Genomic DNA, 14,833 nt, shown 5'->3' with positions numbered 1-14,833 from the left:
AGGAGTTGCGCACGATGAACAAGACCGAACAGATGTCAGAGCTTCAGAAGAAGAACATTGAAGCCGCCATGCGTCTGGCCCAGCTGTCCATGGACAACTCGCAGCGCATCATGCAGCTGCAGGTGGACACCGCACGCGCCCTGTTCGAGGAAAGCGTCAGCAACGCCCGCGCGGTGTCGGAAACCCGGGAACCGGTGGCTCAGGTCGAACTGCGCGCCCGGCTGGCACGCAACACCACCGAAAAGATGCTGGGCTGCGCACGCCAGATCGCTGAAATCACCGCCGAGACGCAGGCGGAATTCGGCCGCCTGGTCGGCGAACAGCTCAACAGCGGCGGCACCGACCTGATGGACAGCCTGCGCAAGATGCTGGCCGGCATGCCGATCAACAGCCAGCAGTCCATGGGCTCGATGCAGGAGGCGATGGACAAGGCGCGCAGCGCCTTCGAACAGATCAGTTCGGTGGCCCGCACCGCCTTCCAGCAGTTCGGCAACGCCGCCAGCGCGGCCCCAAAGAACGCGGCTGCGGCCGCAACCGCCGCCGCGAATGCCGCTGCCTCGGCGGCGACCGCCGCCACCAGCGCAGCCACCGCGGCCACCACTGCAGCGGTGCGCGCCGCCACCGAAGCCGTGCCGGCCGCCAAGCCGGCCGCCCGGGCAGCGACCAGAACGGCTCCGAAAGCGGCGGCCAAGCCGGCGGCGAAAACCGCGGCCAAGCCGGCCGCCCCGAAAGCCGCCGCCAAACCGGCTGCACGCAAGAAGCCGTCGGCCTGATCAGGCCGGCTGATCGCTCAACCTGAGCGGCTGGACAGCCGGCCGCTCAGGAGCGGATGAGCCGCAGGTTTCGCGTCGGCACCTCAGCAGGCATCAGCAGGCCTTCCGCCACCACGGTTTCGGCCGGCAGCGGCTTGGAAAACAGATAGCCCTGCACCAGATCGCACTGCTGGCTGGCCAGCAGGTTGAGCTGTTCCACCGTCTCCACGCCTTCGGCCACCACCCGCATGCCCAGGCCGTGCGCCAGCGCCACGGTGGCGCGCACGATGGCCGCGTCGTCCGGATCGCTGACCAGATCGCGCACGAAGGAGCGGTCCACCTTCAGTTCGTCGATCGGAAAGCGCTTCAGATAGGACAGCGACGAATAGCCGGTGCCGAAATCATCGACCGACAGATGCACGCCCAGCGCGCGGATGTCGGCCAGCAGCGCCGCCACGTGGTCCACATCGCCCATGGCGGTGCTTTCGGTCAGTTCCAGCCGCAGCAGCGAAGGCGCGATATGTGACTGCCGCAGCGCCTGTTCGACCCGTCGCGCCAGTGAGCGGCCCAGACACTGCCGCGCCGACACATTGACCGCCACCGGCACCGGCGCCAGCCCCTGCCGCGACCAGTCGGCGATCTGCAGCGTCACCTCCTGCAGCACCCAGTCGCCGATGGCCTCGATCAGGCCGGACTCTTCCGCCACCGCGATGAAATCGCCGGGCGACAGCAGCAGGCCGTCGTGCCGGCGGAAGCGCAGCAGCGCCTCGAACGCGGCCAGCTTGCCGGTCGCCAGTTCGTACTGCGGCTGGTAATGCACCTCGAACCGGTCTTCGTCGAGACCGTTGCGCAGGTCGGCTTCCAGCTCTATCCAGTCGCGCGTGCCGGCGCTCATGTCGTGCGCGTAGAAATGGATGGCCGCACCCGACTGCGACTTGCTGCGATACATAGCGGTGTCGGCCATCGCGAACAGCACGTCGGCGTCGTCGCTGTCCTCGTGCGCGATGGCGATGCCTATGCTGCAGGAAAAGCGGAAGTCGACATCGTCCAGCGTGATCACCTGACCCACCGCCTGCATCACCTTGGTGGCCACCCGGGCCACCGCGTCGCGGTCGGCCAGCCCCTGCAGGATGATCATGAATTCGTCGCCGCCCCAGCGCGCCACCGTGTCGCCGACCCGGCATACGGTGCGCAGCCGGCTGGCCAGCGTTGTCAGCACCTTGTCGCCCTGCTGGTGGCCCAGGCTGTCGTTGATGCGCTTGAAGCGGTCGAGATCGACGAACAGCACCGCCACCATGCCGGCATCGCGCTGGGCCAGTGCCTGACGCAGCCGGTCACGCAGCAGCACCCGGTTGGGCAGGCCGGTCAGCGCGTCGTGCGTGGCCTGATGGGCCAGCTTGTCGGCGGCGGCCACGGTGTCCGACACGTCGCTCAGCACCAGCACCACGCCCTCGACCCGCCCGCCCCGGCCGAACAGCGGGCTGGCACCCGGCCGCAGCGCGCGCGCCGGGCCATGACGGCCGGCCGGCATCTGCACGTGGCCGGACACCGCCTGTTCGCAGGCCTGGTCGCGGCAGCGCTGCAGCAGCGACTGCAGCGTTTCACGCAGCGCGAGCTCGATCGCCGGCAGGCTGTCCAGCCCGCCGCCGCGCACCTGCTCCAGCCGGCAGGCGCACAGTGCCTCCGCCTTGCCATTCAGGTAATGGATGTTCAGGTTGCGGTCGAACTGCAGCACCGCGTCGGATATCGCGTGCAGCGTGGCATGGGCGCGGGCGTTCGCGCGCCGCAGTCGCTGCGCCAGATCCAGCGTACGCACCGTGCCCCAGAGCAGCGCACCGAGCGACAGCCCCAGCGTGACAGTGGCCGGCGCGAGCCACACCCGCAGACCGGATAGCAGCGCGGCGCTGAGCAGCAGCGGCAGCCCTACCGCCAGCAGCACGCCGAACAGGTCGCGCACCCGGGCGTGCGGGCGGCGCCACCACAGCAGCGCCAGCACCGCAAAGGGGGCGGGCAGCGCCCACACCGGCGACAGCTGGGTGGCGTAACGGTCGTTGCGCAGCGCGGCGTAGGCGCGGGCGTGAAATTCCACCGCCGGCATCGGCGCAGCCAGCGCCGACAGCGGCGTATTCAGCGTACCGCCGGCCCCGGTGTAGGTGGCCCCCACCAGCACGCTGCGGCCGCGCAGCAGATGCGGCGCCACCCGGCCGGCCAGCAGATCGGCCGCCGATTTCTGGGCCGGCGGCCAGGATTCGGCCGGCAGCACCAGCACTTCGTGGTCACGCACCCACAGGCCGGCGGCCGGGCCGTCATCGGCGCGACGGCCGCCGAGACCGGCCAGCGGCCGCGACTTGCGCGACACGTCGATCAGCGCCCAGGACAGCGCCGGCCACTGCGCGCTGCCGGCGCCGGCCTCCAGGAAAAGCCGTCGCGACAGGCCGTCGGCGTCAATCTCGACATCGACATGGGCAAGCCGGGCTGCGGCGGCAGCCAGTTCGGACCAGGGCTCGAGCGCCCCGACGCCACCGCCTTCCAGCGCCAGCGGGGCGACCGGCAGCACCACGCTGGCGGCGCGGCGCACCGCGTCGACCAGCGCGGCGTCGCCGGCCGCGTCGTCCGACGGCTCGGCGAACAGCACGCTGTAGCCGATGCCGGCCACGCCGGCGCGCGACAGCCGGTCGATCAGTTCGGCGTGCCGGCTGCGCGGCCACGGCCAGGGGCCCAGCGCGTGCAGGCTGGCGTCGTCGATCGCCACCACGACTGGCAGGCGGGTGTCGGTCGCGCCGCCAGCGGGCGGCTCGGACAGCAGTTCGACGCTCAGCAGGTCGTACAGCAGCAGATCCAGCCGGGCGACCGACAGCGGTGCGGTCAGCCACAGCGCCAGCGTGACGCACAGCGCCAGCAGCCAGGGCAGCCGGTAGGCATCCAGCAGCGATCGCACCAGCTGCCGGCGCCGGTTCATGCCACCCTGCCCTGCCGGCGCCGGGCCAGGCGTGAGGAGAGGATGGGTCGGCGCGGCATGGCGGGTCTCAGATCAGCCACAGCAGCGGCAGCAGCCACCACGGGCGGAAAGCGGGCGCCGGCTCGGGCACGGTCACCGCCTGGGTGGGCGCCCAGTCGCCCTCGAAACCGTCGGGCGCGAAGCTGCGCACCCGCAGGTGCCAGACACCCGGCTGCGCATCCTTCATCAGCCAGGACGGGCTGTCGGTCCGGGCATCGACCTCGGGCGCGGCAAAGTCCGGCGTGCGCGCGATCTGGATCTGGTAGCTCAGGCCGGGGCCGGCATCCCGCCAGCGCAGCGTCAGGCCGTCGGGGCCGCTCTGCGGGGCTTCCATCGCCGGTCCGGGCGGCGGCCGGCGGAAGGACTGGGCGTCGCTGAACGGGCCGACGCCTTCGTCCGGATTGCGGCTGGCGATGCGCCAGAACCAGGTGCCGGGCGGCAGCGGCGCGTCCGGCCGGAAGGACGGTTCGCTCAGGTCGTCGCGGTCGACCAGCGGGCCGGAGAAGGTGGCATCCGATGCGATCTGCAGGCGCCAGCGCTCGTCGGCACGGGCGCGGCTCCAGCGCAGCGCCGGCTGAGCGTCGCTCACCCGGGCGTCCGGCCCCGGTTCGACCAGCACCGGCGGCTCTGGCCGCGCATCGACCGTCAGCACCGCCTCCGCATCCAGACCGCCGAAGCCGTCGCCATCGACGCCGCGCACCCGAACCCGGTACGCGCCATCCGGCAGATCGGCCGTCCGCACCGCGGCCGCGGGGCCGAAGGCATCGATCAGCACGGTATCGAAGGACACATCGCCGGCGATCTGCACCCGGTAGGCAGTGGCGCCGTCCAGCGGCGGAAACGGCCGGTTGATCGGCAGCCGGTCGGCGAACAGCGCCGGCAGCGCCGGTGGCGGCAGCAGCGCACGTGGCGGCGTGGCCGCGACACCGGTGCGGGCAGAAGAGCCCTGGCCAGCCGTCACCGACTGTTCGCCGGCGGCGTTGCCGAACGCCACCCGGCCTTCCAGCGTTTCATTGCGCGCGGCATCGCCGTCGGCATGCACCCGGAAACGGGTGCCGCGCACTGCGGCCACCGCGGCCGGGGTCTGGATTTCGAAGCGACCGGCCGGGCCGCTGCGCGGCGCGACCAGGCTATCGACCGCACCGCGCAGCAGTTCCAGCCGCACCCAGCTGCCGGCGCCGGCGGCAAAGTCGGCCGACTGCTGCACGCCCAGTTCGCTGCGCGGCCGCAGCTGAACGCGGCTGCCGTCGGCAAAGGCCAGCGCGGCGCTGCCTACCTCGCCGGTCGCCAGCCTCATGCCGGGCGTCAGCAGATCGCCGACGCGCGCCGGCCTGTGCTGGCCGTCGGCACCGGTCAGCGCCACCTCGCCATGCACCGCGTCGATCCGCACCTCGCGGGTCTGCAGTCGCAGCCACTGTTCCGGAATCAGCAGGCGCGCGCCCGGCTGCAGGCGGCGTGGCTCGGCGATACGGTTGTACTGCTGGATGCGCGGCCAGTAGGACAGATCCTTCAGGTAGCGCTGGGTGAGGTTCCACGGGTTGTCGCCGGCGCGGATTTCGTAGGCGAAATCGGCCGCCACGGCCGGCAGCGCGGCGAGCAGCAGACAGCAGGCAAGAGCACGGCTCGAAGCCGCGGCGGACCGCTCTGGAGACAAGACCTTCTCCCGAAAGGCAATTCCGGGATTCTATGCCTCCGCGCTACCCGAAAGACATCGAAATCCATCACGGCGCCGGTTCCGGTGCCGGAAAGCCGGGTCAGGGGCTGAGCCGGCCGTCCCAGCCGCCGCCGACCGCCTTGTTCAGCAGCGCGCTGGCCGAGAACTGCCGGCCGCGCAGCTGCATCAGCGTGCGTTCGTTGTCCAGCGCGGTGGTCTGGGCGGTGATCACTTCGGTGTAGCTGGCGGTGCCGGCACGGTAGCGGTTCAGCGCCAGCGCCTCGGCGTCGCGTGCGGCGGCCAGCGCCTGGGCACGCAGTGCGGCTTCGTCATCGAGCAGGCGCAGCGCGGTGAGGTTGTCCTCCACCTCCTGCAGCGCGATCAGCACAGTCTGCCGGTAGTCGGCCACGGTCACCTCGTGCGCGGCGCGGGCGGCCTCGATCTGCGCGTCGCGCCGGCCGCCGTCCCACACCGCCTGTGCCGCGGACAGCCCGAAGGACCACACCAGATTGGAGGCCGAGAACCACTGCGCGAAAGCGTTGCCGGCATAGCCGGTCGATGCGTTCAGCGTCAGCGACGGAAACCAGGCCGCCTGCGCCACGCCGATGCGCGCATTGGCGGCGGCGACCCGGCGCTCGGCGGCGGCGATGTCCGGCCGCCGCTCCAGCAGTTCGGACGGCAGGCCGACCGGCACCGCCGGCACGCCGGCGAGCGCGTCGGCCGGCGGCAGCGCGAAGCTGGACGCCGGCTCGCCCACCAGCACCGCGATCGCGTTGGCGAGCTGGCTGCGCGTCAGTTCGAGGTCGACCGCCTGCGCCTGCGCCGCACGCAGCTGGGCCAGCGCACTCGCCTCGTCGCCGCGGGTGGCGACGCCGGCGGCGATGCGGTTGCGCGCCAGTTCGAGCGCCTTTTCGTAGGCGGCCACGGTACGGGCGTACAGCGCGCGCTGGGTGTCGGTCACCCGCAGCTGGAAGTAGTTCTGCACCAGTTCGGCGTGCAGCGACAGCCGCACCGACGCCAGATCGGCGGCGCTGGCGTCCAGATCGCCGCCCGCTGCCTCGACCTGACGGCCGATGCGGCCCCACAGGTCGGCTTCCCAGCTCGCGTCCAGCCCGAGCTGGGTGGTGTTGGACTGATTGGCCGAGCGGCCCTGGATGGCGGCGCTGCGGCTGCGCTGGGCGGTGGCCGACAGGCCCACCTCCGGCAGGAAGCCGGCACGCGCCTGCGCGGCGGCGGCGCGCGCCTGGCGGTAAGTGCCGAGTGCGGCCTTCAGCGTCTGGTTGGCGCGGTCGGTGCGGGCAATCAGATCGTCCAGCACCGGGTCGCCGTAAGCACGCCACCACTCGCCGCGCGGCAGGTGGTCGGCCGGCGTGGCCGGCTTCCAGCCGTCGGCGGCGCGGTAATCGGCGGGCAGGTCGAAGGCGGGGCGCTGGTGGTCGGGGCCGACCGTGGTGCAGCCGGCAATCAGCGCGGCAAGAACCGGGGCCAGCAGCGGTGTCAGTGTCTTCTTTTTCATGAGGCGGACGAGACCGGAGCGCGCTGCGCGCGCGACAGGATGCGGCCGCAGAAGCGGCTGAAACGTTCGAGGTACAGATAGGTGACCGGCGTGGTGTACAGCGTGAGCAACTGGCTCACCATCAGGCCGCCCACGACCGCGATGCCCAGCGGCTGGCGCAGTTCCGAGCCCTCGCCAAAGCCGATCGCCAGCGGCAGCGCACCCACCATGGCGGCCAGCGTGGTCATCAGGATGGGCCGCAGGCGCAGCAGGCAGGCTTCGCGTATCGCCTCGCGCGGCGCCAGTCCGCGCTTGCGTTCGGCCTCCAGCGCGAAGTCGATCATCATGATGGCGTTCTTCTTCACGATGCCGATCAGCAGCAGCAGACCGATCACGGCAATCAGGCCGAACTCGATGTTGAACGCCATCAGCGCGAGGATGGCGCCGATGCCGGCCGAAGGCAGCGTGGACAGGATGGTCAGCGGGTGGATGAGGCTTTCGTACAGGATGCCCAGCACCAGATAGACCGCGATGATGGCGGCCAGGATGAGCAGCGGCTGATTGGACGAGGACTGCTGGAAGGCGCGCGCCGAACCCTGGAAACCGGCATTGACGCTGGCCGGCACGCCGATGTCGACCATCGCGGCGCGGATTGCCTCCATCGCCTGGGCCAGCGTAACGCCGTCGGCGGTGCCGAAGGAAAGGGTGGTCGATACCATGCCGTCGAGATGGGCGATGGACAGCGGCATCACGCCCTCCTCCACCCGGGAGAAGCTGGCCAGCGGCGACAGGCCGCCTTCTGAGGTCGCCACCCGGATCGAGTTGAGCGCCGACAGGTCCTGCGCGCGCGCCGGATCGACCTCCAGCACCACCTTGTACTGGTTCAGCGGTTCGTACAGCGTGCTGATCTGCCGCTGGCCGAAGGCGTCGTACAGCGCCTGGTTCACCGTACCCGGCGTCAGGCCCAGCCGCGCCAGCGTGTCGCGGTCGTACACCAGCCGGGTCTGCGCGGCGCGGTCTTCCTGATCGGTGCCGACGTCGACCAGCTGCGGCAGGTCGCTCATCGCGTTCCGCACCTTCGGCGCCCATTCGCGCAGTGCGCGCAGACTGTCGGCGGTCAGCGTGAACTGATACTGCGAGGACGAACGCATGCCGCCCACCCGCAGGTCCTGCGCCGCCACCAGGAAGAGCTGCACGCCTTCGATGCGCGACAGCTTGCCGCGCAGCCGGCCGATCACCTTGTCCGCCGGCACGCCGCGTTCGGCCAGCGGCTTCAGATTCACGAAGAAGCTTGCGTTGTTGGCGCCACCGCCGCGACCGCCGCCGGTGAAGGCGCTCACGTTGTCCACCGCCGGATCGGCGCGGATCACCTCCACCGCCTGCGCCATCTTCTTGGTCATCGCCTGGAAAGACGTGCTCTGGTCGGCGCGCAGGCTGCCGAACAGGCGACCGGTGTCCTGATTCGGGAAGAAGCCCTTGGGCACGATGACGAACAGCCACACGTTCAGCGCGATGGCGCCGAGGAAGATGAGCATCACGATGCGTGTGTGGCGCAGCGCCCAGTCCAGGCTGTGCGCGTAGGCGAGCTGGATGTCGTCGAACACGCGCGCCAGCAGCCGCTGCCAGCGCGCCTCCTGCTCGACCGGCTGATGCCTGAGCAGGCGGGCCGCCAGCATCGGCGCGGCGGTCAGCGACACCACCATGGACACCAGCACCGCCACCGACAGCGTGAGCGCGAACTCGCGGAACAGCCGACCGACGATGCCGCCCATCAGCAGGATGGGAATGAACACCGCCACCAGCGACAGGCTGATCGATACCACAGTGAAGCCGACCTCGCGTACGCCGGCCACCGCCGCCTCGAAGGGCTTCAGCCCGCGCTCGATGTGGCGGGCGATGTTCTCGATCACCACCACCGCGTCATCGACCACGAAGCCGGTGGCGATGGTGAGCGCCATCAGTGACAGGTTGTTCAGGCTGAAGCCCAGCAGGTACATGACCGCGAAACTGCCGGCCAGCGACACCGGCACCACCACCGCCGGAATCAGCGTGGCGCGCGCGTTGCGCAGGAACAGGAACACCACCAGGATGACCAGCGCCACCGAAATGGCGAGCGCGATCTCCACTTCATGCAGCGCGCTGCGTATGGTGACCGAACTGTCCAGCGCGATTTCCATGCGGGCCGCAGCCGGCAGGCTGGCCGACAGTTCGGGCAGCAGCGCCCGCACCTGTTCCACGGTTTCGATCACGTTGCTGCCCGGCCGCTTGGTCACCACCAGCAGCACCGTGGGCTTGCCGTTGGTGAGGCCCAGATTGCGCACGTCCTGCACCGATTCGCTCACCGTGGCCACGTCGCCCAGCCGCAGCACCCCGCCCGAGGTGTGGTTCAGGATGAGCGGCACGTAGTCGGCCGCGCGCCGCGCCTGGTCGTTGGCTTCGATCTGCCAGTAGCGGCCGTCCTGTTCGACGAAGCCCTTGGGCCGGTTCACGTTGGACTGCACGATGCGGTTGCGCACGTCGGCCAGCGTGAGCCCGTGCTGCTGCAGCGCCTCCGGATTGACCTGCACCCGGATGGCCGGCAGCGCGCCGCCGCCGACGGTCACCTCGCCGACGCCCGGAATCTGCGACATCTTCTGCGCCAGCACGGTCGACGCGATGTCGTACAGCCGCGGGATGGGCACCGTATCCGACGTGATCGCCAGAATCATGATGGGCGCATCCGCCGGATTCACCTTGCGATAGGTCGGGTTGGACGGCAGGCTGGTCGGCAGACTGGCGCGGGCGGCGTTGATCGCGGCCTGCACGTCGCGCGCCGCGCCCTCGACATCGCGGTCGAGCTCGAACTGCAGCGTGACCCGGGTATTGCCCTGCGAACTGCTGGACGTCATTTCCGTGACGCCGGCGATGCGCCCCAGCGTGCGCTCGAGCGGCGTGGCCACGGTGGCCGCCATCACTTCCGGGCTGGCACCGGGCAGCGCGGCACTGACCGAAATGGTCGGAAAATCGACCTGCGGCAGCGCCGCCACCGGCAGGAAACGGAAAGCAATGGCGCCGGCCAGCGCGATCGCCGCGGTGAGCAGCGTGGTGGCGACCGGCCGGCTGATCGGCAGCGACCAGGCGCTCATTGCCAGACCCTCCTGCCGCTGCGCGGCACCTGGCAGTGCCGATCCGGCACGGACGGCCCGTTACGCAGGCGCGGAGCCATGCTCCGCGAGACCCCTGCTCCACCCCCGAGGGAGGGCGAGCATCCCTTCGGGCGGCCGGGCGGAATGCAGACCAGACAGCCCTCCTGTCGCTGCGCGACATCCTCCCCGGGGGAGGGTGAGCATTTCTTCGGGCGGCCGGGCGGAATGCTCATCGCGCTGCGCTCCCCGCTTCCGCCTCTGCATCCGCTGCTGCCCCGGCCGGCGGCAGCCGGAACAGGCGCCCGAAGGCGAGGTAGATGACCGGCGTCGTATACAGCGTGAGCACCTGGCTCACCAGCAGGCCGCCCACCATGGTGAGGCCGAGCGGGAAGCGCAGTTCCGAACCCATGCCGCCGCCGAACACCAGCGGCAGCGCGCCGAGCAGCGCGGCGGCGGTGGTCATCAGGATGGGGCGCAGGCGCAGCAGGCAGGCCTGGAAGATGGCGTCACGCGGCGCCATGCCCTGATGGCGTTCGGCCTCCAGCGCGAAGTCGATCATCATGATGGCGTTCTTCTTCACGATGCCGATCAGCAGGATGATGCCGATCACCGCGATCATGTCGAGCGACTGGCCGGCCAGCAGCAGCGCCAGCAGCGCGCCGATGGCGGCCGACGGCAGCGTGCTCAGGATGGTGAGCGGATGGACATAGCTTTCGTACAGCACGCCCAGCACGATGTACATGGTCACCACCGCCGCCAGGATGAGCCACAGCGTATTGGTGAGCGAGGCGCGGAAGGCTTCCGCCGCGCCCTGCCATTTCAGCGACATCGTGGCCGGCATGCCCAGCCGGGCGCGCACCGCCTCGACCTCGTCCACCGCCTCGCCCAGCGACACGCCGTGCGGCAGGTTGAAGGACAGCGTGGCCGACGGGAACTGCCCCTGGCGGCCAAGCGCCAGCCGGGCCGGCCGCTCCTCGACCCGCACCAGGCTGCCCAGCGGCACCTGCTGGCCGTCGGCCGACATCACGTGCAGCTGCGCGATCGCCTCCGGACCGATCTGGAACTGCGGCTGCACGTCCAGCACCACGCGGTACTGGCTGGACTGGGTGAAGATGGTCGAAATGAGCCGCTGGCCAAAGGCGTTGTACAGCGCGGCGTCGATGTCGGCCACGGTCACGCCGACCCGGGCGGCAGTCGCGCGGTCGATGTCCACATAGGCCTGCAGGCCGCCGGTGGCCAGATCACTGCTGACCTGGGCGAGCCGGTCCGAATGCTGCAGCGCCTCCACCAGCCGCGGCACCCATTCCAGCAGGTCTTCATGCCGGGTGGCCTGCAGCACGAAGGGATACTGGGCGCGGGTCACCCGGTCCTCGATGGTGAGGTCCTGTACCGGCTGCAGGTAGAGCGTGATACCCGGCACCTCACGCGCGGCCGCTTCCAGCCGGCGCGCGATGTCCGGCGCGCGGTCGCTGCGCGCGGCCAGCGGCCTGAGCTTGATCTGCATGCGGCCAGTATTCAGCGTCGGATTCTGGCCGTCGACGCCGATGAAGGAACTGACGCTGTCGACGTCCGGATCGCGCAGCAGCACTTCGGCCAGCGCCTGCTGGCGCGCACTCATCGCGGCGAATGAAATGGTGGGTTCGGCTTCGGACACGCCCTGGATCAGGCCGGTGTCCTGCACCGGGAAAAAGCCCTTCGGCACCGCCAGATACAGCAGCGCGGTGACCGCGAACGTGGCGACCGCCGCCAGCAGCGTCAGCCGCTGGTGATCGAGCACCCAGCCCAGCGTGCGCTCGTAGCCGGCCAGCAGCCGCGCGTACCAGCCCTCGTGCGGCGCGTCGTGGCCGCCTTCGGCTTTCAGCAGGCGGCCGGCCATCATCGGCGTCAGCGTCAGCGACACCACGGCCGACAGCAGGATGGCGAAGGTGAGCGTGAGCGCGAATTCGCGGAACAGCCGGCCCACCACGTCCTGCATGAACAGCAGCGGAATCAGCACCGCCACCAGCGACACGGTGAGCGAAATGATGGTGAAGCCGATTTCCTTCGCGCCATCGAGCGCGGCCTGCATCGCGCCCTTGCCCATTTCAAGGTGGCGGGCGATGTTCTCGGTCATCACGATGGCGTCGTCGACCACGAAGCCGGCGGCGATCACCATGGCCATCAGCGTCAGGTTGTTCACCGAGAAGCCGGCCAGATACATGATCGCGAAGCTGCCGACCAGCGACAGCGGCACCGCGACCGCCGGAATCAGCGTGGCGCGGCCGTTGCGCAGGAACACGAAAATGACCGCCACCACCAGCAGAACCGCCATCACCAGTTCGACCTGCACGTCATGCACCGAGGTGCGGATCGACTCGGTGCGGTCGGTCAGCACCTGCACGTCCACCGCGTCCGGCAACGCGGTCTGCAGTTCCGGCAGCAGCGCCTGGATGCGTCGCACCACGTCGATCACGTTGGCGCCCGGCTGACGCTGGATGTTCAGGATGAGGGCCGGCGTTTCATTGGCCCAGGCAGCGAGCAGCCGGTTCTCCGGGCCATCGACCACCTCGGCCACGTCCTGCAGCCGGATCGGCGCGCCGTTCTTCCACGCGATCACGCTGCGCCGGTACTCGTCGGCCGAACGCAGCTGGTCGTTGGCGTCCAGCGTGGTGGCCCGGGTCGGACCGTCGAAACTGCCCTTGGCCTGATTGGAACTGGTGGCCACCACCGCAGCGCGCAGCTGCTCCAGGCTGAGGCCGTAGGCGGCCACCGCCGACGGATTCACGCGCACCCGCACCGCCCGCCGCTGGCCGCCGGAAATGCTGACCAGACCGACGCCGGACTGCTGCGAAATCTTCTGCGCCAGCCGGTTGCTCACCGCCTCTTCCAGCAGGTGCAGCGGCACCGATTTCGAACTGACCGCCAGCGTCATGACCGGCGCGTCGGCCGGATTCACCTTGCTGTAGACCGGCGGTGCCGGCAGTTCGGACGGCAGCAGCGTGGTGGCCGCATTGATCGCCGCCTGCACCTCCTGCTGCGCGGTATCGAGCGAAATGTCCAGACCGAAGCGCAGCGTCACCACCGAGGCGCCGGCGGAACTGATGGAATTCATCTGCACCAGACCGGGCATCTGGCCGAACTGACGCTCCAGCGGTGCGGTGATGAGCGAGGTGGTCAGTTCCGGGCTGGCGCCCGGGTAGAAGGTGACCACCTGCATGGTCGGGTAATCGACCTGCGGCAGCGCCGCCACCGGCAGCAGTCGGTAGGCGAGGAAGCCAGCCACCAGCAGCGCCACCATCAGCAGCGAGGTGGCCACCGGCCGCAGGATGAACAGACGGGACGGATTCATCGACGGTCCGTCGCCTTACGGCGCAGCCGGCGCGGCACGACGTTCGCCGCCACTGCGCTCACCGCCCTTGCCACCGGCTGCGCCACCCGGCCGGCCGTCGCCGCGTCCGGCGCGACCGCCCGGCGGCGCATCGTCCAGCTTCACGGTATCGCCTTCGCGCAGACGGTCCACGCCGTCGGTCACCACCCGTTCGCCCGGTTGCAGGCCGTCGGTCACCTGCTGCTGCTCGCCTTCGAGCACGCCCACCTTGACCGGCCGCATGACCGCCTTGCGGTCCTCGCCGATCACATAGACGAAGGGGCCGCTGGCGCCGCGCTGTATCGCGGTCACCGGCACCACGGTGACACCCGCCAGCGTATCGACGCGAAGACGCACGTTCACGAACTGGTTGGGGAACAGCGCGCCGTCGTCATTGGCAAAGATCGCCTTGGCCTTCACCGTGCCGGTGGCGACATCGATCTGGTTGTCCAGGATGCGCAGCGTGCCGGTGGCGAGCACCGTACGGTTCTCGCGATCGCGCGCCTCGACCGGCAGGCCGCCGCGCGCGATCGCGCTGCGCACCTGCGCGAGCTGCGGTTCGGGCAGCGCGAACACCACCGAAATCGGTGCTTCCTGGGTCAGCGTCAGCAGGCCGTTGGTGTCCGAGGTGCGCACGATGTTGCCGGGGGTGGCCTGACGCAGACCCACGCGGCCGCTGATCGGCGCGGTGATGCGCGCGTACTTCAGCGACAGCTGGGCGTTGGCGATGGTGGCGTCGTCCGCCAGCACCGCCGCTTCATACTGCCGCACCAGCGAACGCTGGTTGCTCACCTGCTGGGCGGCGATGGAGTCCTGTGCCAGCAGCGTTTCGTAGCGCGCCAGATCCTCCTTCGCATTCACCAGCAGCGCCTGGTTGCGCGCCTTCGCAGCCTGCCCCTGGGCCAGTTCCACCTCGAAGGCGCGCGGATCGATCTGCGCCAGCAGATCGCCCTTCTTCACCCGCTGGCCTTCGGTGAAATGCAGCGACTGCAGCTCGCCCTCGACCCGGCTGCGCACCACCACGCTTTCGATCGCGGTCACCGTACCCAGTGCCGACAGGTGCACCGGCAGGTCGGTGCGCACCGCCAGCGCGCTGCCGACACGCGGCTCGCCGCCGAAACGGCGGCCACCCGAAGGTCCGCCTGCGGCAGCACCGGGGCGCGGCCCGCCCGGCCCCATGCCCGGCGGGCCGCCCTCGCCGTCGGTCGGCTTGGTGCGCTGATAGGCGTAATAGCCGCCGGCGCTCAGGCCGGCCAGCAGCAGAAGCATCATGACCCAGGGCCAGCGCGGCTTGCGCGTGGCGGGGGTGGAAGAGGATCCGGAAGTGGTCATTGTTCTGTTCGATCGGTTCGGAACGGTCCGAGCACGGCATCGGGCCAGCCGCTCGGGAGAGGACGTCCATTATCGTGCAGCCGTGTTAACGCGCTCGCGCGCAGCCACACCTGCTTGTGAATGGCGTGTAA

At 70.2% G+C, this 14,833-nt stretch carries 7 protein-coding genes; 1 reads left to right on the top strand and 6 read right to left on the bottom strand.

Annotated features, from left to right (window positions below):
* Positions 1-14 precede the first annotated feature (14 nt).
* The gene (locus tag METUNV1_RS13185; RefSeq protein ID WP_008062581.1) at positions 15-773 is read left to right on the top strand and encodes a phasin family protein; all 759 of its coding nucleotides are present in this window, start codon (positions 15-17) and stop codon (positions 771-773) included.
* Between the two features lie 46 nt (positions 774-819).
* Here METUNV1_RS13185 and METUNV1_RS13180 read toward each other — a convergent pair whose 3' ends face one another.
* From METUNV1_RS13180 to METUNV1_RS13155, 6 genes are all read right to left on the bottom strand, one after another.
* Complete coding sequence (locus METUNV1_RS13180; protein ID WP_008062569.1) at positions 820-3,711, bottom strand: EAL domain-containing protein; 2,892 nt, start codon at positions 3,709-3,711, stop codon at positions 820-822.
* A gap of 67 nt (positions 3,712-3,778) precedes the next feature.
* Positions 3,779-5,404 (bottom strand): FecR family protein, encoded by a 1,626-nt coding sequence (locus METUNV1_RS13175; RefSeq protein ID WP_008062567.1) that lies wholly within the window; start codon positions 5,402-5,404, stop codon positions 3,779-3,781.
* A gap of 100 nt (positions 5,405-5,504) precedes the next feature.
* Positions 5,505-6,920, bottom strand: coding sequence for an efflux transporter outer membrane subunit (locus METUNV1_RS13170; RefSeq protein WP_008062556.1), 1,416 nt, complete (start codon positions 6,918-6,920; stop codon positions 5,505-5,507).
* Complete coding sequence (locus METUNV1_RS13165) at positions 6,917-10,024, bottom strand: multidrug efflux RND transporter permease subunit (RefSeq protein WP_008062555.1); 3,108 nt, start codon at positions 10,022-10,024, stop codon at positions 6,917-6,919. The genes METUNV1_RS13170 and METUNV1_RS13165 overlap by 4 nt, the downstream gene beginning before the upstream one ends.
* 229 nt (positions 10,025-10,253) lie before the next feature.
* Positions 10,254-13,352 (bottom strand): multidrug efflux RND transporter permease subunit, encoded by a 3,099-nt coding sequence (locus METUNV1_RS13160; RefSeq protein WP_008062554.1) that lies wholly within the window; start codon positions 13,350-13,352, stop codon positions 10,254-10,256.
* 15 nt (positions 13,353-13,367) lie between these two features.
* Positions 13,368-14,702, bottom strand: coding sequence for an MdtA/MuxA family multidrug efflux RND transporter periplasmic adaptor subunit (locus METUNV1_RS13155; protein ID WP_008062552.1), 1,335 nt, complete (start codon positions 14,700-14,702; stop codon positions 13,368-13,370).
* Positions 14,703-14,833 lie beyond the last annotated feature (131 nt).

It is taken from the genome of Methyloversatilis universalis FAM5, from assembly GCF_000214035.2.
Classification (GTDB): domain Bacteria; phylum Pseudomonadota; class Gammaproteobacteria; order Burkholderiales; family Rhodocyclaceae; genus Methyloversatilis; species Methyloversatilis universalis.
Note: the sequence above shows the minus strand (reverse complement) of the source record. Positions and strands in the feature narration are given on the sequence as shown.